Origin of the sequence: Martelella radicis (assembly GCF_014196625.1) — a bacterium.
Classification (GTDB): Bacteria; Pseudomonadota; Alphaproteobacteria; order Rhizobiales; family Rhizobiaceae; genus Martelella; species Martelella radicis.
On sequence record NZ_JACIDZ010000007.1, the window covers coordinates 139,381 to 164,128 of the forward strand.

A 24,748-nucleotide genomic window follows, 5' to 3' on the forward strand; every position below is an offset into this window, starting at 1 on the left:
TCAAGAATGAACCCGTTGCTTTCGTTTTTTTCCTGGGCAGACTTCCCGGTAGCTCACGCCCTACATCGAGTAAGGCACCAGCAGAACGAGCGCGGGAAAGGCGATGAGCAGCAGCACCCTGATGACATCCATCAGCAGAAACGGACCCAGCCCGCGGAAGATCGTCGCCAGATTGACGTCGCGCACCACGGCCCGGAGCACAAAGGCATTCAGCCCGACCGGCGGCGTGATGTAGCTGATCTCGGTGACGACGACGACGAAGATGCCGAACCAGATCAGATCGATCCCGTTGGCCGCGACGACGGGATAGAACATCGGCACGGTCAGCGTGATCATCGCCATGCCTTCCAGCAGGCAGCCAAGCACCAGATAGATCGCCATGATCACCAGCAGGATGCTGATTCTCGAATCGCCGAAGACCGTCAGCAGCGACTGGATATCGGCCGACATACCCGAGAGATTGACGTAATTGGTGAAGGTCAGCGCACCGAACAGGATGAAGAACATCATCGCGCTGGTCTTCGCGCTTTCAAACAGCGACATCAGCACGGACTGGACGGAGAACCGCCGTTTGGCCAGGACCAGAAGAAAGGCGCCAAAGGCCCCCATGGCCGCGCTTTCGGTCGGGGTGAAGACGCCGAAATAGATACCGCCCATGACGAAGATGAACAGCGCGCCCGCGCCGAACGTGCCCTTCATCGCCGCAAACCGTTTTGCAAGCGGCAGACGATCCATCACGGGAAGCTTCTGGCCCGAGATCATCAGCGACAGCACCACCGCAAGACAGTAGCCGATGATGCCGATAATGCCGGGCACGATCCCCGCAAGGAACAATTTGCCGATATCGCTCTGCGTCATGATGCCATAGAGCACCAGGATGATCGACGGCGGGATCAGGATGCCGAGCGTGCCGCCGGCGGCGATCGATGCGGTCGACAGCGCATCAGGATAGCCGAAGCGGCGCATCGACGGCATGGAGATTTTCGCCATGGTGGCAGCGGTTGCCAGCGAGGAACCGCAGACGGAGGAGAAGCCGCCGCTCGCCACAACGGTGGCGATCGCAAGCCCGCCGCGACGATGCCGCATCCAGGCATGGGCAGCCTCGTACATTTCCTGGGCCACGCCGGACAGCACCACGAAATTGCCCATCATCAGGAACAGCGGCACGATCGAAAGCGAATAGCTCAGCGAATTATCAAAGAAGGTCTGGCCAAGCAGCGACAATGCCGGCTGCCAGCCGATGATCGAGAGGGTTCCGACAAAGCCGACCAGCGTCAGCGAGAAGGCGATCGGCAGCCCCGAAAGCAGCATCACGAGTAGGATGAAGACGCCAACAGGCCAGCTTATCATAATCCCGCCTCTCCGGTCTTGTCATCGCCGCCGGTAATGCCGTTGACGACTGTGATCACGGCGGAGACCGCGACGGCGACTGAGGTCAGATAGGCAAGCGGGGCAACCGGGATCTTCAGGGTATTGGTGCTCTGGGCATAGCCTGCCAGATTGCCGGCATGACCCCACAGCCGCCAGGCGATGAGCCCGAGCACAATCGCGGAGACCAGGCTTACGGCGATCTTGCGCAGCGGCTCCAACGCAGGCGGCACGCGGGAGAGCAGGATGTCGACGCGGATATGGGCGTCATCCAGACAGACTGCGGGCAGACCCAGGAAGATGACGGCGCACAGCAACAGTTCCGTCAGTTCCGTCGCGCCCATCAGCGGCGCATTCAGAACGTAGCGGCCGATCACGTCGACAACGGTAATCATCATGATCGTGACCAGTAGCAGCGCGCAGACGACCGCCAGCGAGAGGCGCGCGTATTGGCGCGCGCCCGGTTTTCCATGACTTTCGACGGCCCGGTTCATTATTTGGCCGCTGCTGCGATCTCGGCCTGCATCTCGGCATAGGCCGCCTTGGCGTCAATGCCGGTCGCCTCAGAAATATCGGCGAGCTTCTTCTCGATCAGCGGATCAAGCCGGGAATGGAGGAACTCCATCTGCTCGGGCGTTGCCGCGCTGACGTCGATCTTGCCCTTCATCGCCTCGCGGGCCTGATCGTCGACGCGCTCCCACATCTCGCCGGCGCGCGTGACCAGGTGCTCACCGGTGACGCTTTCGATCGCGGCCTGATCCTTAGGCGAAAGACGATCCCACTTTGCCTTGTTCATGACGATGAACATCGAGGTGCTGTAAAGGCCGCCGGGAACGGTCATGCCCTTGTGCATCAGCGGCATGAGACCGAAGGACTCGACCGATTCAAACGGGAAGAACAGGCCGTCGGCAACGCCCTGGGACAGGAGTTCGTAGGCCTTGGAGGCCGGACCCTCGATCGGAACCCCGCCAACCGCGACGGCGACATCATGCGCCATGCCGCCGCCGACGCGGATCTTCATGCCGTCGAAAGCGTCGCTCGCCGTCAGCGGCTTTTCCTTGGAGAAGGCTTCGCCCGGACCGTGGGTGAAGACGGCCAGAACCTTGACCCGGTCATACTCGTTCGCCTTGCTCAGCGTATCGTTGAAGACCTTCCAATAGGCCAGCGAACGGGCCACCGTGTCATCGCCGAGAAACGGCATCTCGGCAAGTTCGGAGGTGCGGAACCGGCCTGCAGTATAGTTCTGGACGCCCATGACGATGTCGGCAACGCCGTTTGCGGCAAGGTCATAATGCGCGCCGGGCGGCCCGAGCGGCGCCGGCAGAACCTTGACCGTGACATCGCCGTCCGTGGCGGTTTCGATCTCCTTGACCATCGGCATCAGCACGTCGCTGACCAGCGGATGCGCCGGCGGCAGCCAGACCGACATGGTCAGCGTCTCGGCGGCAAGGGCTGAGGACCCGGCCAGCGCCACGGCCGCGACCACGGCCCCACGACAGAATTTCAAAAGCGTTTTCACCATCATTCCCCTTCTCGTTGTCACGATCGTCATTTATTTCTTCGTCCGCCCGGCGAACCGGACGCATTTCAAGAGCGAAACCTGGTTCATCCGCTCTCATTCGGGCACAGCTTCACCGTCCCGCCCCAGCAATGCTGTGGTCGGTGAGGCCGGATCAGGTCTCCGGATCTTTCATCTGCGACTGTCTGTTGCGGACGTCTTTCGGCAAGAGCGGCCGAAGTCAGCGCGCATTGCCGGACAAGGCTCACTTGTTCGCATCTGCGAAGACGCAAGCCATCCTTATCCGCAAGCGGCGCCTGCGTCCGCTCCGGTGCCGTCATCCGGCCCTGTCGCTCAATGTCTGGAAGTGACGTCTCTCACGCCGGGAGGCAATTCCTTCTGCTGTTGCGATGCTGTTCCCGTGTTTTTGATTTAGATGAAAATTACCGTAAAATTGTAGGTTGTCAACTCTGCCAATGCAAGCATTCCGGCTTTCGTCTCAAATTTATGATATTTTTCACTTTATTTTTCACCTTTTTTCAGCCACCTTTCACAGACGAACCGGCCATCAGCGACGTCGCGAGCAGCCTCGAAAGGGCTTTCGAAAGAGGCTCTCAGGCCTTCGCGCGCCACGGTCGAAGGCCGTTCGGATCAACAGAAATGGGGAACTGAAATGAGTGAACAAAAGCCACTGAGAACGTTGTTCTGCATTGCAGTGCATCAAAACTTTTTCGACCTGCCGTTCAGCGATATCGGCCTGGTCTGGAAGGGGTTTTCGGCGTTCCTGCGCGGCGTCGCCGATCTTCCCGGCGTCACCGTGCTCGGCACGATGGATGACGACGAAACCATGGTCGGCACTTCGCCGGACGGCTTTCCGTGGACCTGCTATATCCTCGCCGACTGCCCGGATCGCGACAGCGTCAAGGCCGCCTGCAACCTGTTCCGCACGATCGAGGTCGGCGAGTACCGGTTGTGGCGCTACATGCGCATCGAGGCCCGGATGGGGCGCGCGCTGGAAATTCCCGCGCTTTGACGAAAAGCCAGAAGCATTCCGGCCGGCTTGTCATTTGACAAGCCCGCTGGAGCGCCGCGCGACTCAGGCAAGACGCTCGAAAATCTCTTCAAGAACCTGATTGACGCGGCGAAGGTCGTCCTCGCTGATATCCGTGAAGGTTCTTTCAAACACGCGGCTTGCCGTCTTCGCGGCCTTCAACCCGGCCTCGGCCCCGGCTTCCGTCAGGCTGACCTCGGTCACCCGGGCATCGCTGGGGGAGACGCGGGTCTTGACCAGACCCTCGGCGGCCATGCGCTGGACGATCTTGGTCGTCGTGTTGAGCTTGAGGATGCAGAATTCAGCGATCTCCGAAACGCTGAGGTTTCCATGCTCGCGCAACGAGGACAGGACGCGCCAGCGCGAGACATCGAGCCCCTGCTGCTTCAGCAGGCGGTCCATTTCGAACGTGTAGCGCGCGCTGACACGGGTAATCCAGTAAAACGGCCATTCCGCCTTCGATTGGAATGGAAGTGTCGGCTTATCTGAGTTTTCCATCTGGCTATCTTCAGTCAGTTGAGCGCTGCGGATCGGGAGGTTCGCACTGCATAATTGCAGCGGTGGCAGAAGGCAAACAGCTTATGAACGGAAATGACAGGAAAGCAACGATGAACACCCCGACGGATGCGGACAGGCTGGCCCTGCTGACGGCCCGCGTCGAAAGGCTGGAGGCGGAGGCCGAAATCCGCCGGCTGCAGGCCCGCTACATGTTTCTGTGCGACACGCCCTGCCCTGATTATGCCGTCGCAAACGACGCCCAACGCATCGACGCCATCCTCGCGCTTTACGCCGAAGATGCGATCTGGGAGGGCGTCGGTGAATATTATGACGGCCAGTTCGGCCGCTGTACCGGAAAGGCCGAAATCCGCGCCCATTTCGAAAAGTTCTGGAGCCCGGAGCGCGAGCCGAAACTGGTGCTGAATGTCCACTATCTGACATCGGAGCAGATCCATGTGGACGGCGACTGTGCCGAAGGCCAGTGGGTGCACTGCCAGCCATGGCTCTATGCCGACGGCACGGCGCTCCTGCGCTCCAGCCGGCTGAACAACGCCTTCGTCAGGATCGATGGCGCGTGGAAGATCAGCCGGACCCGCACCGAAAACGTGTTCATTACTCCGCTCAGAGACAATTTCGCCAGCGACTACCCGCGACATTCGGTGTTGATGCGACCCTAGAGCGTTTCGCAGTCAGGTGGCAACATTTTATATCCGAAAAAAACCTTTAAAACAGATAGATAGAACAGATCCAGGTTTCCACGAAAGGCGGAATTGCTCCAGCGGATGACCGCCCCGTTACATGGCGGACTGTTGGCCTGCACTCACGGCGAACTGTTCCCAGGCGCCTCCGGGCGCCGTCGCGGCCTGAAGGGCGGCGAGATTCTGCTGCGCCTCTTCGGCCGAAACGCCCGCAGTGGCGACGCGCTCGGCCTCCTGCTGCTTGCCCTGAAGCGCGAGGACAAGAGCCAGGTTGATGCGAACCTCGGGGCTCGCGCCGCGTTGGACAATCGCCTCGCGCAGATAGTTCTCCGCCGTCGTCAGATCATGGGTGAGAACGTAGGAAACCGCCATGTTGGATAGCACTTCCGGGTTCTTCGGCGACAGCGTGAGCGCCTGACGGTAGCGCATGCGCGCCTCCATCGGCTTGCCCATCTGGTCGAGAATCAGTCCCTCCTGCGAGAAGGTCCGCCAGTCGCGCGGCGCAACATTCTCGGCATTGCGAATCGTGCGCAGCGCATCGGGGTAATAGCCCAGCGCTGCCTGGGTTTCGGCATAGTGGAGCAACGCATCGCCGGAATCGGGGTTGCGGGCGGCAACCTCTCGCATCACCTGATTGGCCTCGCCGTAACGGCCCTCCGCCTTCAGAAACTCGGACCAGGCGATACCCGACTTGACGTTGCCGGGCCTTGAAAGATAGGCGGTTTCAAGCCGATAGCGCGCCATCTGTCGCTGTGATGGGGAAAGGCTGGCAATCTCCTCGGCCGACATATATTGCGCCGTGGTCATCGGCCTGCGCACGCTGGCGCAGCCTGAAACCGCAATTGCCGCGATGACGAGCGCCAGCGCCGCCTTTCCCGAAAGCCCGGTGCGATTGGTCATTTTAAGGCAATCTCCGTCTGTTCTGGCCGCCCCGATCAGCGTAAGGAATCAGTTCCGAGGCTTTCTGCCACTTTACAGAAAGTTTTTTCCCGCGAAAGTAGGCGGGACGACAGTGACAAGCGAAGACAGATGCCCAGTTTCCAGATTTTCGACCGCCCTTCCCGCTTTTGCGGACCCGGTTCCGACACGAAGCAGCTCTATGCGGTAACGCCATCCGACATCGACAAGCCGGACGCGCTGCCGGATAGCTTCCGGCGGTTTGCCCGTGCGGCAGGTTTTTCCGCGCGCGAAGGCGAACTCCTCATCGCGCCCTCCGGCGACGGAGGCATCGGCGGCGCGTTGTTCGGGCTCGGGCAGAAAGGCGCACCTTTTGCCGCCGGGCGGCTTTCGCGGCTCCTTCCGGCCGGCGACTGGGCGCTCGCGCGCTTCGACGGCGATGTGGCCCAGGCGCTGATCGGCTTTGCGGCCGGAGGCTATCGCTTCGAACGCTATCTCAAGCCTTCTTCGGCCACCCAGGTCCGTCTCGCCATTCCTGACAGCTGCGACGCAGCGGCAATCGAACGGACCGTTGCCGCCATCTTCCTTGCCCGCGACCTGATCAACACCCCGGCAAACGACATGCAGCCGGACCATCTGGAGCAGGTCTTCGAGAGCCTGGCCGGTCACTATGGCGCGACCTTCGGCGCGATCCGCGGCGACGAATTGCTGAAAGCCGGCTTCCCGCTGATTCATGCGGTCGGACGCGCCGGCGAGAAAGCGCCAAGGCTCATGGAAATGCGATGGGGCCGCAAGGGCGCGCGAACCATCACGCTTGTCGGCAAGGGCGTATGTTTCGATACGGGCGGCCTCGACATAAAGTCGGCGGCCGGCATGGGGCTGATGAAGAAGGATATGGGCGGAGCCGCCAATGTCATGGCGCTCGCGCTGATGATCATGGATGCCGGCCTGGACGTCGACCTGCGCGTCATCGTCCCGAGCGTCGAGAACGCGATCGCCGGCAATGCCTTCCGCCCGGGTGACATATACCGCTCGCGCAAGGGGCTGACGGTGCAGATCGACAACACCGACGCGGAGGGACGGCTCATCCTCGCCGACGCGCTGACCTATGCCGATGAGGAGCTCCCCGATCTGCTGATCGACATGGCGACGCTGACGGGCGCTGCCCGCGTGGCGCTCGGCCCCGATATCGCGCCGTTCTTCACCGACAGCGACGCGCTTGCCGAGAAGCTCTCCGCGAACGGCGAACGGCTTTCCGACCCGCTCTGGCGCATGCCGCTTTTTGCCGGCTATGACGCCAGGCTGAAAACCGCGATCGCCGACCTCACCAACGCCCCGGCTGGCGGCATGGCCGGCGCGATCACCGCGGCGCTCTTCCTGAAGCGCTTTGTCGGTCGGGCGCGAACGTGGGCGCATTTCGACATCTATGGGCACGCCCCGGCCGATCGCGATTTCGGCCCTGCCGGCGGCGAGGCGCAGGCGATCCGCGCCCTCTTCGAAACGATCCGGACGAACTGATGGTGATGGAACTCGACCGAAGGCTGCATGCCTTCCGCCCCGATCTAGCCGATGCCCGGCTTTCCGGCATCGTCCATGCGGATCGCTTCGCCGTGCCGACGCCGGCCCAGATCATCGCGCCCGTCGCGCCCTTGCGGCCGAAGCCCTCGGAAGCCGCCTTCATCGACAGTCAGCTTCTTTTCGGCGAAACCGTCGACATCTTCGAACGCCGATCCGGCTGGGCCTGGGTGCAATCGCGCTTTGACGGTTATGTCGGCTACCTGCCCGAGGCGATGGTGGCCGAAGGCGAGCGCCAGGCCTCCCATGTCATCTCGGTCCCCCGAACCTTCCTCTATCCCGAGGCCGAGCTCAAGGCCGGGCCGGTCTGCGCGCTTTCCATGGGCTGCCGGCTGACCTTCGTCGACGAGGCGGAAACGCGCGGCAGCCGCTATTATCTTTGCTCGGACGGCACGGCGGTTTTTGCCGATCACTGCTTTCCCCTCGGCCGTCCCTTCGAGCGCGATCCGGTGAAGACGGCGCTGCGTTTTCTGGAAACGCCCTACCTCTGGGGCGGACGGTCGGGCTTCGGCCTCGACTGCTCGGCGCTGGTACAATTGGCGATGATGATGGCGGGCGCAGCCGTGCCGCGCGATTCCGACATGCAGGAATTGATGGAGGGCGAGCCGGTGAAGCGCCGGGCGCTGAAACGCGGCGATCTCGTCTTCTGGAAAGGCCATGTCGGCATCATGGAAGATGCCAAGACCCTCATCCATGCCAATGGCGCGACCATGCGGGTCACGCGTGAAAACCTTGACCACGCGATCACCCGCATCGCGCCGGTCTATGGCAACCCGACTTCCTATCTGAGGCTACAGCGGGCAGGATAGTATGAAACGAAAACGCCGCACTGGTGAGGCGGCGTTTTCTCTCATGCTGTTCAATGCCAGCAATTACTTGCGGGCGCTGAGCGGCACGACCGAACCTTTGTCTTCGGCTGCTGCCGGCTCGTTGACGACGCCTTCTTCGTAGGCGCGGCCATAATAGGTGTCGAGCAGGACCTGGCGGATCTCCGAGATCAGCGGGTAGCGCGGGTTGGCGCCGGTGCACTGGTCATCGAAGGCCTTTTCGGCGACTTCATCGAGATGGTCGAGGAAGTCGGCTTCGCCGACGCCGGCCGCCTGGATCGATTCCGGGATATCGCAGGCCTTGTTCAGGCTTTCGATCCACTTGACCAGATTTTCGACCGACTGTTCGTCCGTCTTGCCGCCAAGATCGAGGTGGCGGGCAATCTCGGCATAGCGGCACAGCGCCTTCGGCCGGTCATACTGGCTGAAGGTTGCCTGCTTGGTCGGGTTGTCGACCGCGTTGTAGCGAACCACATTGGCCAGCAGCAGGGCATTCGACAGGCCGTGCGGCAGGTGGAACTGCGCGCCGATCTTGTGCGCCATCGAGTGGCAGACGCCGAGGAAGGCGTTGGCGAAGGCCATGCCGGCGATCGTTGCGGCGTTGTGAACCTGCTCGCGGGCCTTGGGATCGGCAGCGCCGTTCTTGTAGGCCGAGGGCAGATATTCCTTCAGCAGCTTCAGGGCCTGAAGCGCCTGACCGTCCGAATACTCGTTCGCCATGATCGAGACATAGGCTTCCAGAGCATGGGTCACCGCATCGATGCCGCCATGGGCGGTCAGCGACTTCGGCATGTTCATGACGAGGTCGGGATCGACGATGGCCATGGTCGGCGTCAGTTCGTAGTCGGCGATCGGATATTTCACGCCGGTCTTCTCGTCGGTCACGACGGCGAACGGGGTGACTTCCGAACCGGTGCCCGAGGTCGTGGGCACGGCGACGAACTTGGCTTTGATGCCGAGCTTGGGGAAGTGATAGATGCGCTTGCGGATATCCATGAAGCGCAGCGCCAGATCGGCGAACTCGACGTCCGGATGCTCGTACATCACCCACATGATCTTGGCCGCATCCATCGGCGAGCCGCCGCCCTGGGCCAGGATGATGTCCGGCTCGAACGAGCGGGCCAGTTCCCAGCCCTTGCGCACGACGGCGAGCGTCGGGTCGGCCTGCACGTCGAAGAAGGTTTCGACTTCCATGCCAAGGCCCTTCAGCACGCGAACCGTGTCGTTCACATAGCCGTTTTCGAAGAGGAAACGGTCGGTGACGATCAGGCAACGCTTGTGGCCCTTCAGTTCTTCCAGAGCGAAGGGAAGCGAACCGCGACGGAAATAGATCGACGGGGGAAGCTTGTGCCACAGCATGTTTTCTGCCCTCTTGGCGACCGTTTTCTTGTTGATCAGGTGCTGCGGGCCAACGTTTTCCGAGATCGAGTTGCCGCCCCACGAACCGCAGCCAAGCGTCAGCGACGGCGCCAGGCGGAAGTTGTAAAGGTCGCCGATACCGCCCTGCGAGGCAGGCGTATTGATCAGGACGCGGGCCGTCTTCATCTTTTCGCCGAAGGCGGTGACGCGTTCGGGCTGCAGGTCCTGGTCGGTGTAGAGCACCGAGGTGTGGCCGATGCCGCCAAGGGCCACCAGGTCGGCAGCGATACGGCCGGCATGGTCAAAATTCTTGGCCTTGTACATGGCAAGCGTCGGCGACAGCTTTTCATGGGCAAAGACTTCTTCCTCGCCCGTGCTTTCGACCTCGGCAATCAGAACCTTGGTGCGCGGCGGCACCTCGATGCCGGCCATGGCCGCGATCTTGACGGCCGACTGGCCGACGATCTCGGCGTTCAGCGTGCCCTTCTTGTTCATGATGATATCACGAACGGCGCCGGCCTCATTGCCCGACAGAACATAACCGCCATGGCTGATGAAGCGCTCGCGCACCTTGTCATAGACCTTGTCGACGGCAATCACCGACTGTTCCGAGGCGCAGATGACGCCATTGTCGAAGGTCTTCGACATCAGGATCGAGGCAACCGCACGCTTGATATCGGCATATTCGTCGATGACGGCAGGCGTGTTGCCGGCGCCGACGCCGATTGCCGGCTTGCCCGACGAATAGGCGGCCTTCACCATGCCGGGGCCGCCGGTGGCGAGGATGAGGTTGATGTCCTCATGGTGCATCAGCGCGTTCGACAGCTCGACCGAGGGTTCATCGATCCAGCCGATGATGTCCTTCGGTGCGCCGGCCTTGACGGCGGCTTCAAGCACCACGCGGGCAGCCTCGCAGGTCGAGCGCTTGGCGCGCGGATGCGGCGAGAAGATGACCCCGTTGCGGGTCTTCAGGCTGATCAGCGCCTTGAAGATGGCGGTCGAGGTCGGGTTGGTGGTCGGGACGATGGCGCAAATCAGGCCGACAGGCTCGGCAACCGTGAAGATGCCGTATTCCGGTTCCTCCGAGAGGATGCCGCAGGTCTTGTCGTCCTTGTATTTGTTGTAGATGTATTCCGAGGCGAAGTGGTTCTTGACCACCTTGTCTTCCATGACGCCCATTCCGGTTTCCTCATGCGCCATACGGGCAAGAGGAATGCGGGCATCTGCCGCGGCAAGGGCGGCGGAACGGAAAATGAAGTCGACCTGTTCCTGGGTATAGGTCGCAAACTTCTGCTGCGCTGCCTTCGTCCGGGCAACAAGCTGGTCAAGTTCGGTCGTGCTGGTGGCCGGCATGGGACTACTCCTGCGCTATTCGCCGGAATGTCCGGCGGTTGCTGTGGTTGGCGGACGGGATGGGCCGGTCTTGGGGGCGGCCCGGCGGTCGTGCGGAAGAGTTTCGCGCCACATTTCGTCACGGGTATGACACCCGGTCGGGGCTTAGAAAACTATCCGGAAGAAGACCGTCCAATCTCACCGGGGGCAGATTTAGGCCGCTTTAAATCGGTTTGTATTGATCGTGATCAAAGGGCCGGGGAATCTCGGAATTCCCTTGGCGCCAACTGCGAGCGGCTGAAACGAAGAATAGGACGATAGGCGTGGAATGGAAAGCCGGTCGGCGCGTTTGATTTGCGTCGACCGGCGAAAGGCTTTCTTGTTTGCTCAGGCAAGCGGCCGGAACCGCTTCAGCCTGAGTGCATTCGACAGGACGAAGACGCTCGAAAGACCCATGGCGGCAGCCGCCAGCATGGGCGACAGAAGCGTACCGTTGACGGGATAGAGAATGCCGGCGGCGACCGGGATGAGCACCGCATTATAGGCAAAGGCCCAGAACAGGTTCTGCGCGATATTGCGCATGACCGCCCGCGAAAGCGCAATGGCGTTGACGACGCCCGACAGCGCGCCCGACATCAGCACCACATCCGCCGTCTCGATGGCAATATCGGTGCCCGTGCCGATGGCGATGCCTGTATCGGCAGCAGCCAGCGCCGGGGCGTCATTGATGCCGTCGCCGGCAAAGGCGATGGCGCCGTGCTGTTTTCTGAGCGCCTCAAGCGCCTCGACCTTGCCGTCCGGCAGGACATCGGCGACCACCGTATCGATCCCGACGTCCGCAGCAATGGCTTCGGCCGTCTTGCGGTTGTCGCCGGAAATCATCGCGGTCTTGAGTCCTGCCGCATGAAGCGCCGCAATCGCCGCCTTCGCCGACGGCTTGACCGGATCGGCAACGCCGATGATGCCGGCAGACCTGCCATCGACGGCAATGAACAGAAGCGAACGCGCCTTTGCGGAAAGCGCTTCGGCGGTTTCATCCAGCATCGCGGTATCCGCGCCAAGCGCCTCCATGAACCGGCGCGCGCCGACAGCGACCGTCCTGCCATCGACATTCGCCGTCACACCGAAACCGGGGACGGCCTCGAAGCCGTCCGCCTCGCTCACGGTGATCGTCTTCGCCGCGGCATATCCTGCCACCGCCTCGGCAAGCGGGTGCTCCGAACCGGTCTCCACCGCGGCGGCAAGGGCGATCAGCGTCTCTTCGTCAAACCCGTCAGCGGCAATGATGTCGGTGACCTCGGGGCGACCCTCTGTCAGCGTGCCGGTCTTGTCGAAGGCGACAATGGCGGTATCGCGCAAGGTCTGCAGCGCCTCGCCATTCCTGAACAGCACGCCGGTTTCCGCCGCCCTGCCCGTGCCGACCATGATGGAGGTTGGCGTGGCAAGCCCCATGGCGCAGGGGCAGGCGATGATCAGCACCGCCACCGCATTGACCAGGGCGAAGGAGAAGGCAGGCGTCGGCCCGATGAAGAGCCAAATGAGGAAGGTGATCGCGGCAGCCGTCAGCACGGCCGGCACGAACCATGCCGTCACCTTGTCGACCATGGCCTGCACGGGCAGTTTCGCCCCTTGCGCGGTCTCGACCATCTTGACGATGCGCGCCAGCACGGTGTCCGCGCCGATCGCCGTGGCCCGGAAGGTGAAGGAACCGGTCTTGTTGATGGTGCCGCCGGTGACGGCGTCGCCCTCGCCCTTCTTCACCGGAAGCGGCTCGCCCGAAATCATCGCCTCGTCCACATGCGAAGAGCCGGAAACGACGATACCGTCGACGGCGATCTTCTCGCCGGGACGCACGATCACCAGATCGCCGCGCCTGACTTCATCGATCGGGATGTCGACCGCCGCGCCATTTCGTTCGACGCGGGCGGTCTTCGGCTGCAGGCCCATCAGATGGGTAATGGCGGCGGACGTCCGCCCCTTGGCCTTGGCCTCGAGAAAACGGCCGAGCAGGATCAGCGTGATAATAACGGCGGAGCTTTCGAAATAGACCTGCGCGGCGCCCGCCGGGAAGACCTGCGGCAGGAAGGTCGCGACCGTGGAATAGGCCCAGGCCGCCGTTGACCCCAGCATCACCAGCGCATTCATGTCCGGCGAAAGCCTTCGGAAAGAAGCGAGGCCGTGGCTGTAGAACCGGCGGCCCGGGCCGAACTGCACGATCGTCGCCAGCACGAAATAGAAGACATGCAGCGGAAACACGCCGACCGTCGCCATCACCCGATGGCCAAAAGCAGGAATGAAATGCGACCCCATTTCCAAAACGAAAAGCGGCAGGGTGAAGGCGAAGGCGGTGATCAGATCACGCTTGAGCGCCGCCTGCTCTTTCGCCCTGCGATCCTCATGGCTTTCGCTTTCGGCGCGCCGATCCTCGATGCGGTGCGGCTCGAAGCCGGCCTTTTCAACCGCGCCTTCCAGAACGGCAGTGTCGAGGGAGGGTAGAACGGACAGCGTTGCCCGTTCATTCGCTAGATTGACATGGACGGAGACGACGCCGGGCACCCGCGACAGCGCACGCTGGACGCTTGCGACACAGGACGCGCAATGCATGCCGCCAATGCCGAGTTCGACGGTTGAAAGCGGTACGCCATAACCGCCCTTCTCGATCGCCGCGACCACCGCACCGGTGGCCTTTTTGTCGGAAAGCGTCACCTCGGCGGTTTCAGTCGCCAGATTGACGGCGACGGCCTCGACCCCCTCGACCTTGCCGACAACGCGCTCGACGCTGCGCACGCAGGATGCGCAGGTCATGCCTGTCACCGGCACGGAGAGGGTTTGCGCCCTGCGACTGGTAGAGATCGTCTGTTCCATAGGTAACGCCTTTTGGAAGTTGATTGCCCTTCGGCAGCCTCAGGCCACGACGTCGTAGCCGGCGTCCTCGACAGCCTCGACCGCCTGATCGCGGCTGGCAGGCGCGGCAAGCTCAAACGAGGCGGCGTTGTCGTCCAGGCTGACGGCGACATCGGAAATCCCGTCAATGCTGCCAAGCGCCTTCGTCACCTTGTCGCTGCACTTACTGCAGCCCATGCCTTCGATCTTCAGCGTCACTTTCTCGGCCATCGTCATGCTCCTTGTTGCATTGGCTTTGATGCTGACGAAGGAGATAGGGTTTCCAGTCACTGGAAGGTCAAGCGGTTTTCGCATTTTTGATCTACGGCCCCCTTGCCGAAGGCTGCAGAACCTGTCTTTGCTGGTGAAAACGCGAGGCATCCAAGGACATAAACGTGGATTTCCATCTCTGGCTCGCCTTCGTGGCGGCATCGACGGCACTGCTCCTCATTCCCGGCCCAACTGTTCTTCTCGTGCTGAGCTACGCGCTGAGCCAGGGGCGGCGCGTGGCGCTAGCCACCGTCGCCGGCGTCGCGCTCGGCGATCTCATCGCCATGAGCGCCTCGCTTGCCGGTCTCGGCGCGCTTGTCCTGACGTCGGCCAAACTGTTTGTCGTCCTCAAATGGGTCGGCGCGGCCTATCTCGTCTATCTCGGCATCCGGCTTTTCAGAAGCGCCGGGGCGGGAAGCACCCTGAATTCCTCCGCCCAGCCCCCTCTTGCGGCGCAGCGGGTTTTCTTTCATGCCATGGCGGTTACCGCGCTGAACCCGAAATCGATTGCCTTTTTCATCGCCTTCGTGCCGCAGTTCATCGTGCCGGCAGAGCCACTCTTTCCGCAGTTTGCGATCCTCACGGCCACCTTCGTCGGGCTGGCCGCCATCAATGCCCTGGCCTACGCCCTGATGGCCGACCGGCTTCGCACAAGGCTGTCGTCCGCCACGGCGACCGTGTTGATGCCGCGTCTTGGTGGCGGCGCACTGGTCGCCATGGGCGTCACGACGGCGGCGCTGAGACGGGCAGCGTCACAGTAGAACGACAGTGCCAAAGAAGTGGCCGGGACCGGGCACAGAGTTTCCGCTTTCGGGCCGAAACCGAGGACATTTTCTGCCCGGAGCCGCGCATTGGCCAAATGTTGCCTTTCGCGCCGAGATTGACGTCCAGCAATTGCGGCGGTATCTAGCTTTTCCTTGTGGTGATTTGGCCGGCCGGCTTGCAGCCACGTAAAACAACTCGCTAAAGGGCCGAAGCGAGCGGAAAACTCCTGCCCATTCGGACCGGCTGCGTGTTGACGACGGCCGGTTTCTGTTCGGGATTGGAATGAGACATGCCTATCAAGATTCCTGATACGCTGCCCGCCTATGAAACGCTTCTTTCCGAGGGCGTGCGGGTCAAGACGGAAACGGTTGCCGAGCGGCAGGATATCCGCCCGCTGCAGTTTGCCCTTCTCAATCTCATGCCGAACAAGATCAAGACCGAGCTGCAGTTCGCCCGTCTTCTGGGCGCATCGCCGCTGCAGATCGAGCTTTCGCTGGTGCGCGTTGGCGGCCACAAGGCGAAGAACACGCCGATCGACCATCTGCTCTCCTTCTACCAGACCTGGGACGAGGTGGCAGAGCGGAAGTTCGACGGCTTCATCATCACCGGCGCGCCGGTGGAGACGCTCGATTTCGAGGAAGTCACCTATTGGGACGAGTTGAAGGACATCCTCGACTGGACGACGACCCATTGCCATTCGACGATGAACATCTGCTGGGGAGCGATGGCGGCGGCCTATCATTTCCACGGCGTGGAGAAGCATCTTCTGAACAAGAAGGCGTTCGGCGTCTACCGTCACCGCAACCTGAAGCCGGCGTCCGTCTATCTCAACGGCTTTTCCGACGACTTCCAGATCCCGGTGTCGCGCTGGACGGAGGTGCGCCGCGAGGATCTGGAGCAAGTGCCGGGCATGGAGCTCCTGATGGATTCCGACGAGGTCGGCCCCTGCCTGGCGCAGGAAAGCTTCGCCAACCGGCTCTACATGTTCAACCATATCGAATATGATTCGGTCTCGCTCGGCGACGAGTATCGGCGCGATGTCGACGCCAATGTTCCGGTCGATCTGCCGTTCAACTATTTCCCGGCCGATGATCCCGGCCGCACGCCGCTCAACCGCTGGCGCTCGCATGCCCATCTTCTGTTCGGCAACTGGATCAACGAGGTTTACCAGACGACGCCCTATCACCTGGAAGAAATCGGCGACGGACGGACGGGCGCTTGAAGCGCCCGCCATTCCGGCGCAATATCCGGCCCGCAATGTAACATTCTAGATGCGGAGGACAAAAACAATGGGTGCGCCACAACCGGAAGCCTTCGGCCAGACAAAGGACGGCAAGACCGTCAGCCGGGTCACGATCACAGGCGGCGGCCTGACCGCGAAGATCATCAACTGGGGCGCAGTCGTGCAGGATCTGCGCCTTGAGGGCCACGACCATGCGCTGGTCCTCGGCTTCGACAGTTTCGAACCCTATCCGGACCACTCTCCCTATTTCGGCGCGACGCCGGGCCGCTCCTCCAACCGCATCGCCAATGGCCGTTTTACGATCGACGGGACGGAATACCAGGTCGATTGCAATGAAAACGGCATCACCAATCTTCACGGCGGCAGCGACGGCATCGGCGTCAGCCTGTGGGAGTTCGAGGAGATTGCCGAAGACCGGGTGACGCTGAAGATCGTCGACAAGGACGGGCGCGGCGGCTTCCCCGGCAATTGCGAGATCCGCGCGCATTTCCGGCTGAAGCCGCGCGGCGTGTTTTCGATCGTCTACGAGGCGACGACCGACAAGCCGACGGTCGCCAATATGTGCAACCATTCCTATTTCAACCTCGGCAACGGCACGGATACGCTGGAACACACGCTGATGATTGCCGCCGATCACTATCTGCCGACCGATGAGCGGCAGATTCCGACCGGCGAGATCAGGTCGGTCGCCGGCACGCCCTTCGATTTCCGCAAACCGCATCCGCTGAAGCGCGAGGACGAGAATGGCCGGCAGGTGCTGTTCGACCACAATTTCTGTCTCTCACCCGGACGGACGGAAAAGCGCCCGGTCATCAGCGCCTATGCGCCGTCCTCGAAGGTGACCATGGATGTGCTGACGACTGAGCCGGGCGTGCAGCTCTACACTGCCTTCAAACTGGACGAGACGCCGGAAGGCCTCAACGGCTTTCCCTACGGTCCCTTTGCTGGCTTCTGCCTCGAAACCCAGGTCTGGCCCGACGCCATCAACCAACAAGGCTTTCCCAACGCCATCCTCATGCCCGGCGAGACGTTGCGCCAGGAAACCGAATACGTTTTCCGCAAGGGTTGAGGCGCTTCAGGCCAGCCGGGAGGCGTGATGTTCATTCTGTCAAAGCTGTTCTGGCTCATCTTCCAGCCGCTGGCCCTTGCCTTCCTCTCTATGCTCGCCGTGCTGGTCTCTCTGGTCCTTTCCAAAGCCGACGCGGCGGCGCTCTTTGCCGCGCTTGCCGCGCTTACGCTCGGGGTCACCAGTTTCACCAATCTGGGGGCCGTTCTTCTGGCCAACCTCGAAACCCGCTTTCGGCGGCCGGTTCTTGCCGAGCCGCCGGGCTGCGCCATCGTGCTCGGCGGCGGCATCAATACCGGGGCCTCGGCGCGGCGCGGCACCTATGTCTTTACCCGCGCGGCTGATCGCTATATCGAGGCGCTTCGCCTGGCACGGCTTTATCCGAAGATGGTCATTCTGGTGACCGGCGGCGACAATGCCATGACCGGGGCGAAATTCGGCGAGGCCGAGCCCGCCGCCCGTTTCTTTGCCGATCACGGCATTCCGTCCGAGCGCCTGCTCTATGAGCCGGATGCCCGCAACACGGCGGAAAACGCCGCCAACACGGCTGCGCTTTTGAAGGATCGAGCCGTCACCGGGCCGTGTCTTCTGGTGACATCAGCCTATCACATGCCGCGCGCGGTCGCGCTTTTCGAAAAGACGGGGATCGCCGTTGTGGCCTGGCCGGCCGACTATCGCACCGAGGGCCGACCGCGCCTTTCGGCAAGCCTCGACCGACCGATGACCAATGCGGCGATGCTCACCACCGCATTGCGTGAATGGGCCGGCCTTCTGACGGCGCGTCTGCGCGGCCAGACGACAAGGCTTACGCCGAGACAGGATAGCTAGAGTCTCAGCCAAACAACGGAATCCGGCTTTTCGGCCGCCTGATGTCTCGAAACAAAGAGCTGGACCGTCGGGCGGTTCAGATCAACCGCCCGATGATCTAGCGCCGAGGCTCAGTTCCGAGGCACGCGCGGACAATCGACTTTGCGGCACGGCCTGCTTCCTCCGCATATGCTGCGTCGCGGTGAATGAGCATGGTAGAAAAGGCGCCGTCCATCAGGAGAACGACCTGACGCGCGATGGCTGCTGGATCGGCGATTCGCTTTTCCCCAAACTGTTTTGCAAGCCAGTCTTCGAATTTCTTCTTGTGCCCCGATCCGATCTTCATTGCCGGGTGGCCGGGAAGATTGGCAAGCTCTGCAGCCGTGCGCAAGAACCCACAGCCCTTCCATTTGGGGTGACGGGCGGACTTTGCCAGACCCAGAAAGATTGCTTCAACCTTGTCGGCCGCGTCGCCTTCTGCGCTTTCAAACCACGTTTCGAACAGCTTCAGGTTAGGTTGATCGCGGACACTGAGATACTCGGCAACGAGGTCGTCCTTGCTTTTGAAGTGATAGTAGAGAGTCTTCTTGGTGACGCCCGCTTTCTCGACGACCGCGTCTACGCTGACGGTGCGAATGCCTTCCTGATAAAACAATGTGCTCGCGGCATCGATAATCCGTTCGCGGGCCGGCTTGGCCTTGCTGGCGGCAACGGTCATTCCAGAATTCCGATCTATGTATACTAACCAGTGAGTTTGCTTGAAGTGTGGTTGAGGCTAGCCTTCCTGTCAACGCAAACAGAAAGGTTACAACATGCAGGATACTGTCCTATTGGAGAAAAAAGACCGCATCGCGCTTCTGACCCTCAACAGACCGGAGAAGCTCAATGCGCTCGATTACGCAACAAACGACCGGCTGCTTGCGCTGCTCGATCAGATAGAGGCAGACGCCGAGATCGGCGCCGTCATCCTGACAGGAGCCGGGGACAGGGCCTTCTCCGCCGGAGGTGACATTCACGAATTTACCGAAAGCATCAAACGCGGGACCGAGGAGGCGCTTCGGGCGTTTTGCCGCCGCGGGCAGCGGATGACGGCGCGTTTCGAGGCCTTTCCCAAACCGGTGATCGCGGCTGTCAACGGCATAGCCTTTGGCGGTGGCTGCGAAATCACTGAGTCCGTGCATCTGGCGGTCGCATCTGAAGATGCCATCTTTGCCAAGCCCGAGATCAAAATCGGCATCCCACCGACATTCGGAGGCACGCAACGCCTGCCGCGGCTGGCCGGACGCAAGCGGGCACTGGAATTGCTCTTGACCGGAGACACCTTCGGGCCCATGCGCGCCTACGAAATGGGCCTGGTGAACAAAGTGGTGCCAAGAGAGGAACTCTTGCCAACAGCGTTCGATCTGGCCAATCGCATTTTGCGACATTCGCCGCTGGCGGCAGCCCGCATCATCGCCGCCGTCACACGCGGCATTAATACGACGATCGAGGAAGGCCTGCTGATCGAACGCGAGCAATTCGCGCGGATGTGCACGACCGAGGATGTGCAAATAGGGCTCGACGCCTGGATCGCGCGGCGTACGCCGCACTATGCGGGAAGGTAGCGCAAACTGCCCGCGCGGCTCTGCATTTTTGTCACCGTATCAAATCCTGGATGATAAAGCTCCGGGGTGGCGGAACGATCCGAGATCTCAGCAGCTCAGAATTTTTTCTGGCGCAGGCGGACGACCACGTCGATGTGGGCGATTTCCATGCCCTCGGGCGGCGTCGGCAGACCGTTCAGCGAGATGCCGTCGGCGGGCATGTCGAGCACTTCGTTTTCACCCTCGATAAAGAAATGATGATGATCGGAAGTGTTGGTGTCGAAATAGGTCTTCGCGCCCTCAACCGCGAGAACGCGGATCATGCCGGCATTGGTGAACTGGTGCAGCGTATTATAGACGGTGGCAAGGGAAACCGGAACGCCGGCATCCTGCGCCTCGCCATGCAGTTCCTCCACGGTCACATGGCGGTCGCCCTTGGCAAACAGCAGATCGGCCAGCGCCACGCGCTGCCGTGTCGGCCTGAGGCCGCTTGATCGAAGCTTTTCTTCCGAAATGCGATTTCCCGCTGTCATATCCACTTTCAAGGCGTCATCTAACAAAATGCAAATATAGCATCGTATAACGGCATTGAGAATCGCTTTCAATAGGACGAGGGCTTGCGGGGATTGAAATTAAACTGCAAATAGCCCCCAGAAACGCGTTTCGCTCTGGTCGCGGAAGTCGGCTTCCTGTATGGCCTCGGTGAACGGAATGACAATTGATTTTCGGGTTTTCCGGCCCAACTGACATAAGGGCGCATTGCTGCGGAAGGCATACGCCCCTATCTTGAGCCGGATACCGGAAACCCCTCGCTGAACGAAGGGAAGCAGAGTTTTAATGAGCACGAGACAATCGCATTTCGATTACGAGGACATCATCAAGTGCGCCGAGGGCGAGCTTTTCGGCCCCGGCAATGCGCAGCTTCCGATGCCTCCTATGCTGATGTTCAACCGCATCACCGAAATTTCCGAGGATGGCGGCGCCAACGGCAAGGGCCATGCCCGCGCCGAATTTGACATCACGCCCGACCTCTGGTTTTTCGATTGCCACTTCAAGGGCGACCCCGTCATGCCGGGTTGCCTGGGACTTGACGCGCTTTGGCAGCTCACCGGGTTCTATCTCGGCTGGCTTGGCGAACCCGGCAAGGGCCGCGCTATTTCCACCGGCGAAGTAAAATTCTCCGGCATGGTCACGCCGAAGAACAAGCTTGTTGAATATGGCGTCGACTTCAAGCGCGTGATGCGCGGCCGTCTGGTTCTCGGCATTGCCGATGGCTGGGTCAAGGCCGATGGCGAAGTAATCTACAAGGCCTCCGATCTCAGGGTCGGCCTGTTCAAGGAACAGTAAGGCGTGGTCGCGCCGGCTGACCGGCGGGACACGGAGGAGAAAGAGAAGGATCGAACATGAGACGTGTTGTCGTTACGGGATTGGGAATCGTATCCTCGATCGGAAACGATGCCGCCGAAGTCACCGCTTCGCTGCGCGAAGCAAAATCAGGCATCTCTTTCTCGCCGGATTTCGCCGAGCACGGCTTCAAGTGCCAGGTCTGGGGCAAGCCGACGCTAGACCCGACCGATCAGGTCGACCGCCGCGCCATGCGCTTTCTGTCGCAGGGCGGGGCCTGGAACCATGTCGCCATGAAACAGGCCATTGCCGATTCGGGCCTCGAAGAGGGCGATATCACCAATGAGCGCACCGGCATCGTCATGGGCTCCGGCGGCCCCTCGACCCGCACGATCGTCGAAGCCGCGCTGACGACAGAGAAGAACGGTTCGCCGAAGCGGATCGGGCCCTTTGCCGTGCCGAAGGCAATGTCCTCGACGGCTTCCGCCACGCTTGCGACCTGGTTCAAGATCCACGGCGTCAACTATTCGATCTCGTCGGCCTGCTCGACTTCGGCGCACTGCATCGGCAATGCCGCCGAGCTCATCCAGTGGGGCAAGCAGGACGTGATGTTTGCCGGCGGCCATGAAGACCTCGACTGGACCATGTCGAACCTGTTCGACGCCATGGGCGCGATGACCAGCGATTTCAACGAGGATGCGCCGCGCGCCTCGCGCGCCTATGACGCTGCCCGCGACGGCTTCGTCATTGCCGGCGGCGCCGGCGTCGTCATTCTGGAAGAGCTGGAGCATGCCAAGGCCCGCGGTGCCAAGATCTACGGCGAGATCATCGGCTATGGCGCAACCTCCGACGGCTATGACATGGTCGCGCCTTCTGGCGAAGGCGCGGTGCGTTGTATGCGCCAGGCGCTTGCCGATATCGAGGGTGATATCGACTATATCAACACGCATGGCACGTCGACGCCGGTCGGCGACAGCCGCGAAATCGGTGCGATCCGCGAAGTCTTCGGCGACAAGATCCCTCATATCCAGTCGACGAAATCGCTTACCGGCCATTCGCTCGGCGCGGCCGGCGTTCAGGAATCGATCTATTCGCTTCTGATGATGCAGGAAGGATTTATCGGCGAGAGCGCCCATATCGACCTTCTCGATCCCGAATTCGAGGGCGTGCCGATCGTGCGCGAGCGCATCGACAACGCCAAGATCGACACAGTTCTTTCAAACTCGTTCGGCTTCGGCGGCACGAACGCCACGCTGGTCTTCCAGCGTTACAATGGATAATGTGCAGATGACCGGACTTATGCAGGGCAAACGCGGCCTGATCATGGGCGTTGCCAACAATCACTCGATTGCCTGGGGCATCGCCAAGGCGGTTCATGCCGAAGGTGCCGAGCTTGCCTTCACCTATCAGGGCGAGGCGCTCGGACGGCGGGTTCATCCCCTGGCGGCGGAGGTCGGCTCGGATTTCGTCGTTCCCTGCGATGTCGAGGATATCGAGAGCGTCGACGGCGTGTTCGACGCCATCAGGCAGCGCTGGGGCAAGCTCGATTTCGTCGTCCACGCCGTCGGTTTTTCCGACAAGAGCGAGCTCAAGGGTCTTTACGCGAACACCACGCGGGAAAACTTCGTCCGCACCATGGTGATCTCCTGCTTTTCCTTCACCGAGATCGCCAAGCGCGCAGCCGATCTGATGCCCGATGGCGGATCAATGTTGACGCTGACCTATGGCGGTTCCACGGCGGTCGTGCCGAACTACAACGTCATGGGCGTGGCAAAGGCAGGCCTTGAGGCCTCAATGCGCTATCTCGCCGGCGATTACGGTCCACGCGGCATCCGCGTCAACGCCATCTCGGCCGGTCCCGTGCGCACGCTTGCCGGCTCTGGCGTCGGCGATGCCCGCCTCGTCTATGCCTGGCAGCAGCGCAACGCGCCGCTGCGCCGATCCACCACGATCGAGGATGTCGGTGGCTCGGCGCTCTATTTGCTCTCCGACCTCGCCTCCGGCGTCACCGGCGAAATTCATTTCGTCGACAACGGCTACAATATTCTCTCCATGCCGATCCCGGAAATGATGCGCAGGGGCGACCCCGAAACCTGACGGTTTTTCCTCAATCGGGATAACACAACCAGAAATAGATAAAGGCGCGGCCAGATATTCGGCTGCGCCTTTTGTTTTGACGTATGCAACGGCGCTCCGACAAAAAACAGGGCCGGCAGGACTATGACGTCGCCGACGCCGGATTTCGCTCCCGCGAAGGGTCATAACTGCCAAAATTAAATTAATCAAACGATTGATTCTATTAAGTTATACCGTCCGACTACCGCCGAAAAGGACGGTGGAGCGTGCTCGGGATCCGTCAGTTCACTGCGTTTTTACCGTTGATTCACAAGGCATTATCGTTGCAGAACCGCAACACGGCATTATTAATCAGTCGATTGATTTAGAATTCCACCGAAGGTTTATTGTTCGAAACGGTCTCTGCGGGTTTGATGCGGATGGATGCAACGCAACGAACTGCTTCCAGCCCAGGGCAAGACCTACTGCCCCCGTTTAATTCAACGAGGAGTTATCTTCATGAACCTCAAAAGCCTCTTTCTTGGCTCTGCTGCTGCGCTTGCAGCCACAACCGGCGCGCAAGCGGCCGACCCGGTCGTCGTCATCGAACCGGTTCAGAACAACTATGTCGAAGTTTGTGACGCTTTCGGGGCCGGCTACTTCTACATTCCCGGTACCGAGACCTGCCTGAACGTCGGCGGTTACATCCGTTTCCAGGTTGACGGCTCCAACGGCGGCAATGTTCCGGACGCATGGAACGTCTTCACCCGCGGTCAGCTCGACATCTCCTCGAAGACCGATTCCGAGCTCGGCACGGTCACGGGCCTGATCTCGCTGCGTAGCGAAGCCTATTCCAACGACGGCTCCACCACGACCTACATCAACGAAGCCTATCTCGGCCTCGGCGGTTTCCAGGCCGGTCGTTTCTACAGCTACTGGGATGAAGGTCTCATCGGCGAAATCGACGACCTGGCAGGCAACACCCGCTTCAACTCCATGCGCTACGTCTTCGCCGGTGACGGCTTCGTAGCAGGCCTCTCGCTGGACGCTCTTGAAGCCGACATGGTTGGCCTTTCCAACGACGACATGCCGAAGCTCGGCGTATCCGGTCGTATCGGCTTCCAGGCCGGTGGCGTTGGCGCCAAGTTTGACGCTGCATACGACACCTACAACGAAGAAGCTTCGCTGCGGCTCATGACCTCGTTCGCAATCGGCCCGGGCACTCTGGACCTCGGTGCGAACTACTCCAGCGGCTGGAACGCATATGCCAACACCTTCGGCAATGAGTTCTACGACTACTCGCTGGCAACCCCGTCGGCTGTTCCGGGCGTCTACGCTGAATGGGCTCTTGCCGCCGGTTACCAGCTCGACGTTACCGAGAAGTTCTCGATCACGCCGGCTTACCAGTGGACCTCTGCCAAGGTTCCGGGCGCCGACAACGAAGACTTCTGGTCGGCAGGCGTCCTGTTCGACTACACCATCGTCGACGGCCTGAGCGCCAAGGTCAATGTTGGCTACACCGACCTGCCTGACAGCTATTCGGACGACGATTACTGGGCTGGCTGGTTCCGCCTGCAGCGCGACTTCTAATCCAAGTTGCCCGAGAAGAGGCCCCGAAACGGGCCTCTT

General features: G+C 61.3%; 23 protein-coding genes and 1 riboswitch. Of the genes, 13 read left to right on the forward strand and 10 right to left on the reverse strand.

Features of this window, described 5'->3' with window-relative positions:
- Positions 1–60: 60 nt before the first annotated feature.
- The 3 genes from GGR30_RS11935 to GGR30_RS11945 are packed head-to-tail and all read right to left on the reverse strand — an operon-like array spanning position 61 to position 2,920.
- Positions 61–1,350, reverse strand: coding sequence for a TRAP transporter large permease (locus tag GGR30_RS11935; protein ID WP_183486533.1), 1,290 nt, complete (start codon positions 1,348–1,350; stop codon positions 61–63).
- Positions 1,347–1,862 carry a TRAP transporter small permease gene (locus GGR30_RS11940; RefSeq protein WP_183486534.1) on the reverse strand — a complete coding sequence of 172 codons (516 nt, stop codon included), beginning with the start codon at positions 1,860–1,862 and terminating at the stop codon, positions 1,347–1,349. Before GGR30_RS11940 ends, GGR30_RS11935 begins: the two co-directional genes overlap by 4 nt.
- A complete protein-coding gene (locus GGR30_RS11945) occupies positions 1,862–2,920 on the reverse strand; it encodes a TRAP transporter substrate-binding protein (RefSeq protein WP_246413792.1) in 1,059 nt (352 codons plus the stop codon). The genes GGR30_RS11940 and GGR30_RS11945 overlap by 1 nt, the downstream gene beginning before the upstream one ends.
- A 619-nt stretch (positions 2,921–3,539) precedes the next feature.
- Here GGR30_RS11945 and GGR30_RS11950 point away from each other — a divergent pair.
- Positions 3,540–3,899, forward strand: a complete 360-nt coding sequence (locus GGR30_RS11950; RefSeq protein ID WP_138747434.1) for a hypothetical protein — start codon at positions 3,540–3,542, stop codon at positions 3,897–3,899.
- A gap of 63 nt (positions 3,900–3,962) precedes the next feature.
- Here GGR30_RS11950 and GGR30_RS11955 read toward each other — a convergent pair whose 3' ends face one another.
- Positions 3,963–4,415 (reverse strand): MarR family winged helix-turn-helix transcriptional regulator, encoded by a 453-nt coding sequence (locus tag GGR30_RS11955; protein ID WP_183486535.1) that lies wholly within the window; start codon positions 4,413–4,415, stop codon positions 3,963–3,965.
- 110 nt (positions 4,416–4,525) lie between these two features.
- On the opposite strand from GGR30_RS11955, the gene GGR30_RS11960 reads away from it, so the two are divergent.
- Positions 4,526–5,092, forward strand: a complete 567-nt coding sequence (locus GGR30_RS11960) for a nuclear transport factor 2 family protein (protein ID WP_183486536.1) — start codon at positions 4,526–4,528, stop codon at positions 5,090–5,092.
- A gap of 117 nt (positions 5,093–5,209) precedes the next feature.
- Here GGR30_RS11960 and GGR30_RS11965 read toward each other — a convergent pair whose 3' ends face one another.
- The gene (locus GGR30_RS11965) at positions 5,210–6,013 is read right to left on the reverse strand and encodes a tetratricopeptide repeat protein (protein ID WP_183486537.1); all 804 of its coding nucleotides are present in this window, start codon (positions 6,011–6,013) and stop codon (positions 5,210–5,212) included.
- Positions 6,014–6,142: 129 nt separating this feature from the next.
- Here GGR30_RS11965 and GGR30_RS11970 point away from each other — a divergent pair, with 129 nt between their 5' ends.
- Both GGR30_RS11970 and GGR30_RS11975 read left to right on the forward strand, forming a co-directional pair.
- Positions 6,143–7,528 (forward strand): leucyl aminopeptidase family protein, encoded by a 1,386-nt coding sequence (locus tag GGR30_RS11970; RefSeq protein WP_183486538.1) that lies wholly within the window; start codon positions 6,143–6,145, stop codon positions 7,526–7,528.
- A 5-nt stretch (positions 7,529–7,533) separates the two neighbouring features.
- Positions 7,534–8,394 carry a C40 family peptidase gene (locus tag GGR30_RS11975; RefSeq protein ID WP_183486702.1) on the forward strand — a complete coding sequence of 287 codons (861 nt, stop codon included), beginning with the start codon at positions 7,534–7,536 and terminating at the stop codon, positions 8,392–8,394.
- 63 nt (positions 8,395–8,457) lie between these two features.
- Here the strand turns inward: GGR30_RS11975 and adhE are convergent, their stop codons facing one another.
- From adhE to GGR30_RS11990, 3 genes are all read right to left on the reverse strand, one after another.
- On the reverse strand, positions 8,458–11,124 hold the full coding sequence (adhE, locus tag GGR30_RS11980) for a bifunctional acetaldehyde-CoA/alcohol dehydrogenase (RefSeq protein ID WP_183486539.1): 2,667 nt from the start codon (positions 11,122–11,124) through the stop codon (positions 8,458–8,460).
- Between the two features lie 366 nt (positions 11,125–11,490).
- Complete coding sequence (locus tag GGR30_RS11985) at positions 11,491–13,968, reverse strand: heavy metal translocating P-type ATPase (protein WP_183486540.1); 2,478 nt, start codon at positions 13,966–13,968, stop codon at positions 11,491–11,493.
- A gap of 39 nt (positions 13,969–14,007) precedes the next feature.
- A complete protein-coding gene (locus GGR30_RS11990; RefSeq protein WP_183486541.1) occupies positions 14,008–14,217 on the reverse strand; it encodes a heavy-metal-associated domain-containing protein in 210 nt (69 codons plus the stop codon).
- A gap of 164 nt (positions 14,218–14,381) precedes the next feature.
- Between GGR30_RS11990 and GGR30_RS11995 the strand changes: the two genes are divergently transcribed.
- The 4 genes from GGR30_RS11995 (at position 14,382) to GGR30_RS12010 (ending at position 18,158) form a co-directional block, all read left to right on the forward strand.
- The gene (locus tag GGR30_RS11995) at positions 14,382–15,017 is read left to right on the forward strand and encodes a LysE family transporter (protein ID WP_183486542.1); all 636 of its coding nucleotides are present in this window, start codon (positions 14,382–14,384) and stop codon (positions 15,015–15,017) included.
- A 148-nt stretch (positions 15,018–15,165) separates the two neighbouring features.
- A riboswitch (SAM riboswitch) is annotated at positions 15,166–15,243 on the forward strand.
- Positions 15,244–15,310: 67 nt separating this feature from the next.
- Positions 15,311–16,243, forward strand: coding sequence for a homoserine O-succinyltransferase (locus tag GGR30_RS12000; RefSeq protein ID WP_183486543.1), 933 nt, complete (start codon positions 15,311–15,313; stop codon positions 16,241–16,243).
- Between the two features lie 67 nt (positions 16,244–16,310).
- On the forward strand, positions 16,311–17,333 hold the full coding sequence (locus GGR30_RS12005; protein WP_183486544.1) for an aldose epimerase family protein: 1,023 nt from the start codon (positions 16,311–16,313) through the stop codon (positions 17,331–17,333).
- Between the two features lie 27 nt (positions 17,334–17,360).
- Positions 17,361–18,158, forward strand: a complete 798-nt coding sequence (locus tag GGR30_RS12010; protein WP_183486545.1) for a YdcF family protein — start codon at positions 17,361–17,363, stop codon at positions 18,156–18,158.
- Between the two features lie 97 nt (positions 18,159–18,255).
- Here the strand turns inward: GGR30_RS12010 and GGR30_RS12015 are convergent, their stop codons facing one another.
- Complete coding sequence (locus tag GGR30_RS12015; RefSeq protein ID WP_183486547.1) at positions 18,256–18,855, reverse strand: TetR/AcrR family transcriptional regulator; 600 nt, start codon at positions 18,853–18,855, stop codon at positions 18,256–18,258.
- Positions 18,856–18,949: 94 nt separating this feature from the next.
- Between GGR30_RS12015 and GGR30_RS12020 the strand changes: the two genes are divergently transcribed.
- The gene (locus GGR30_RS12020; protein ID WP_183486549.1) at positions 18,950–19,741 is read left to right on the forward strand and encodes a crotonase/enoyl-CoA hydratase family protein; all 792 of its coding nucleotides are present in this window, start codon (positions 18,950–18,952) and stop codon (positions 19,739–19,741) included.
- A 95-nt stretch (positions 19,742–19,836) separates the two neighbouring features.
- Here GGR30_RS12020 and irrA read toward each other — a convergent pair whose 3' ends face one another.
- Positions 19,837–20,253: an iron response transcriptional regulator IrrA gene (gene irrA / locus GGR30_RS12025; RefSeq protein ID WP_183486551.1), complete on the reverse strand. Its 417-nt coding sequence runs from the start codon at positions 20,251–20,253 to the stop codon at positions 19,837–19,839.
- A gap of 304 nt (positions 20,254–20,557) precedes the next feature.
- Between irrA and fabA the strand changes: the two genes are divergently transcribed.
- The 4 genes from fabA (at position 20,558) to GGR30_RS12045 (ending at position 24,709) form a co-directional block, all read left to right on the forward strand.
- Positions 20,558–21,067, forward strand: a complete 510-nt coding sequence (gene fabA, locus GGR30_RS12030; protein ID WP_183486553.1) for a 3-hydroxyacyl-[acyl-carrier-protein] dehydratase FabA — start codon at positions 20,558–20,560, stop codon at positions 21,065–21,067.
- Between the two features lie 56 nt (positions 21,068–21,123).
- A complete protein-coding gene (gene fabB / locus GGR30_RS12035; RefSeq protein WP_183486555.1) occupies positions 21,124–22,344 on the forward strand; it encodes a beta-ketoacyl-ACP synthase I in 1,221 nt (406 codons plus the stop codon).
- Positions 22,345–22,351: 7 nt separating this feature from the next.
- Positions 22,352–23,161 (forward strand): enoyl-ACP reductase FabI, encoded by an 810-nt coding sequence (fabI, locus tag GGR30_RS12040; protein WP_183486557.1) that lies wholly within the window; start codon positions 22,352–22,354, stop codon positions 23,159–23,161.
- Positions 23,162–23,638: 477 nt separating this feature from the next.
- Positions 23,639–24,709, forward strand: coding sequence for a porin (locus tag GGR30_RS12045; protein ID WP_183486559.1), 1,071 nt, complete (start codon positions 23,639–23,641; stop codon positions 24,707–24,709).
- Positions 24,710–24,748: the final 39 nt, after the last annotated feature.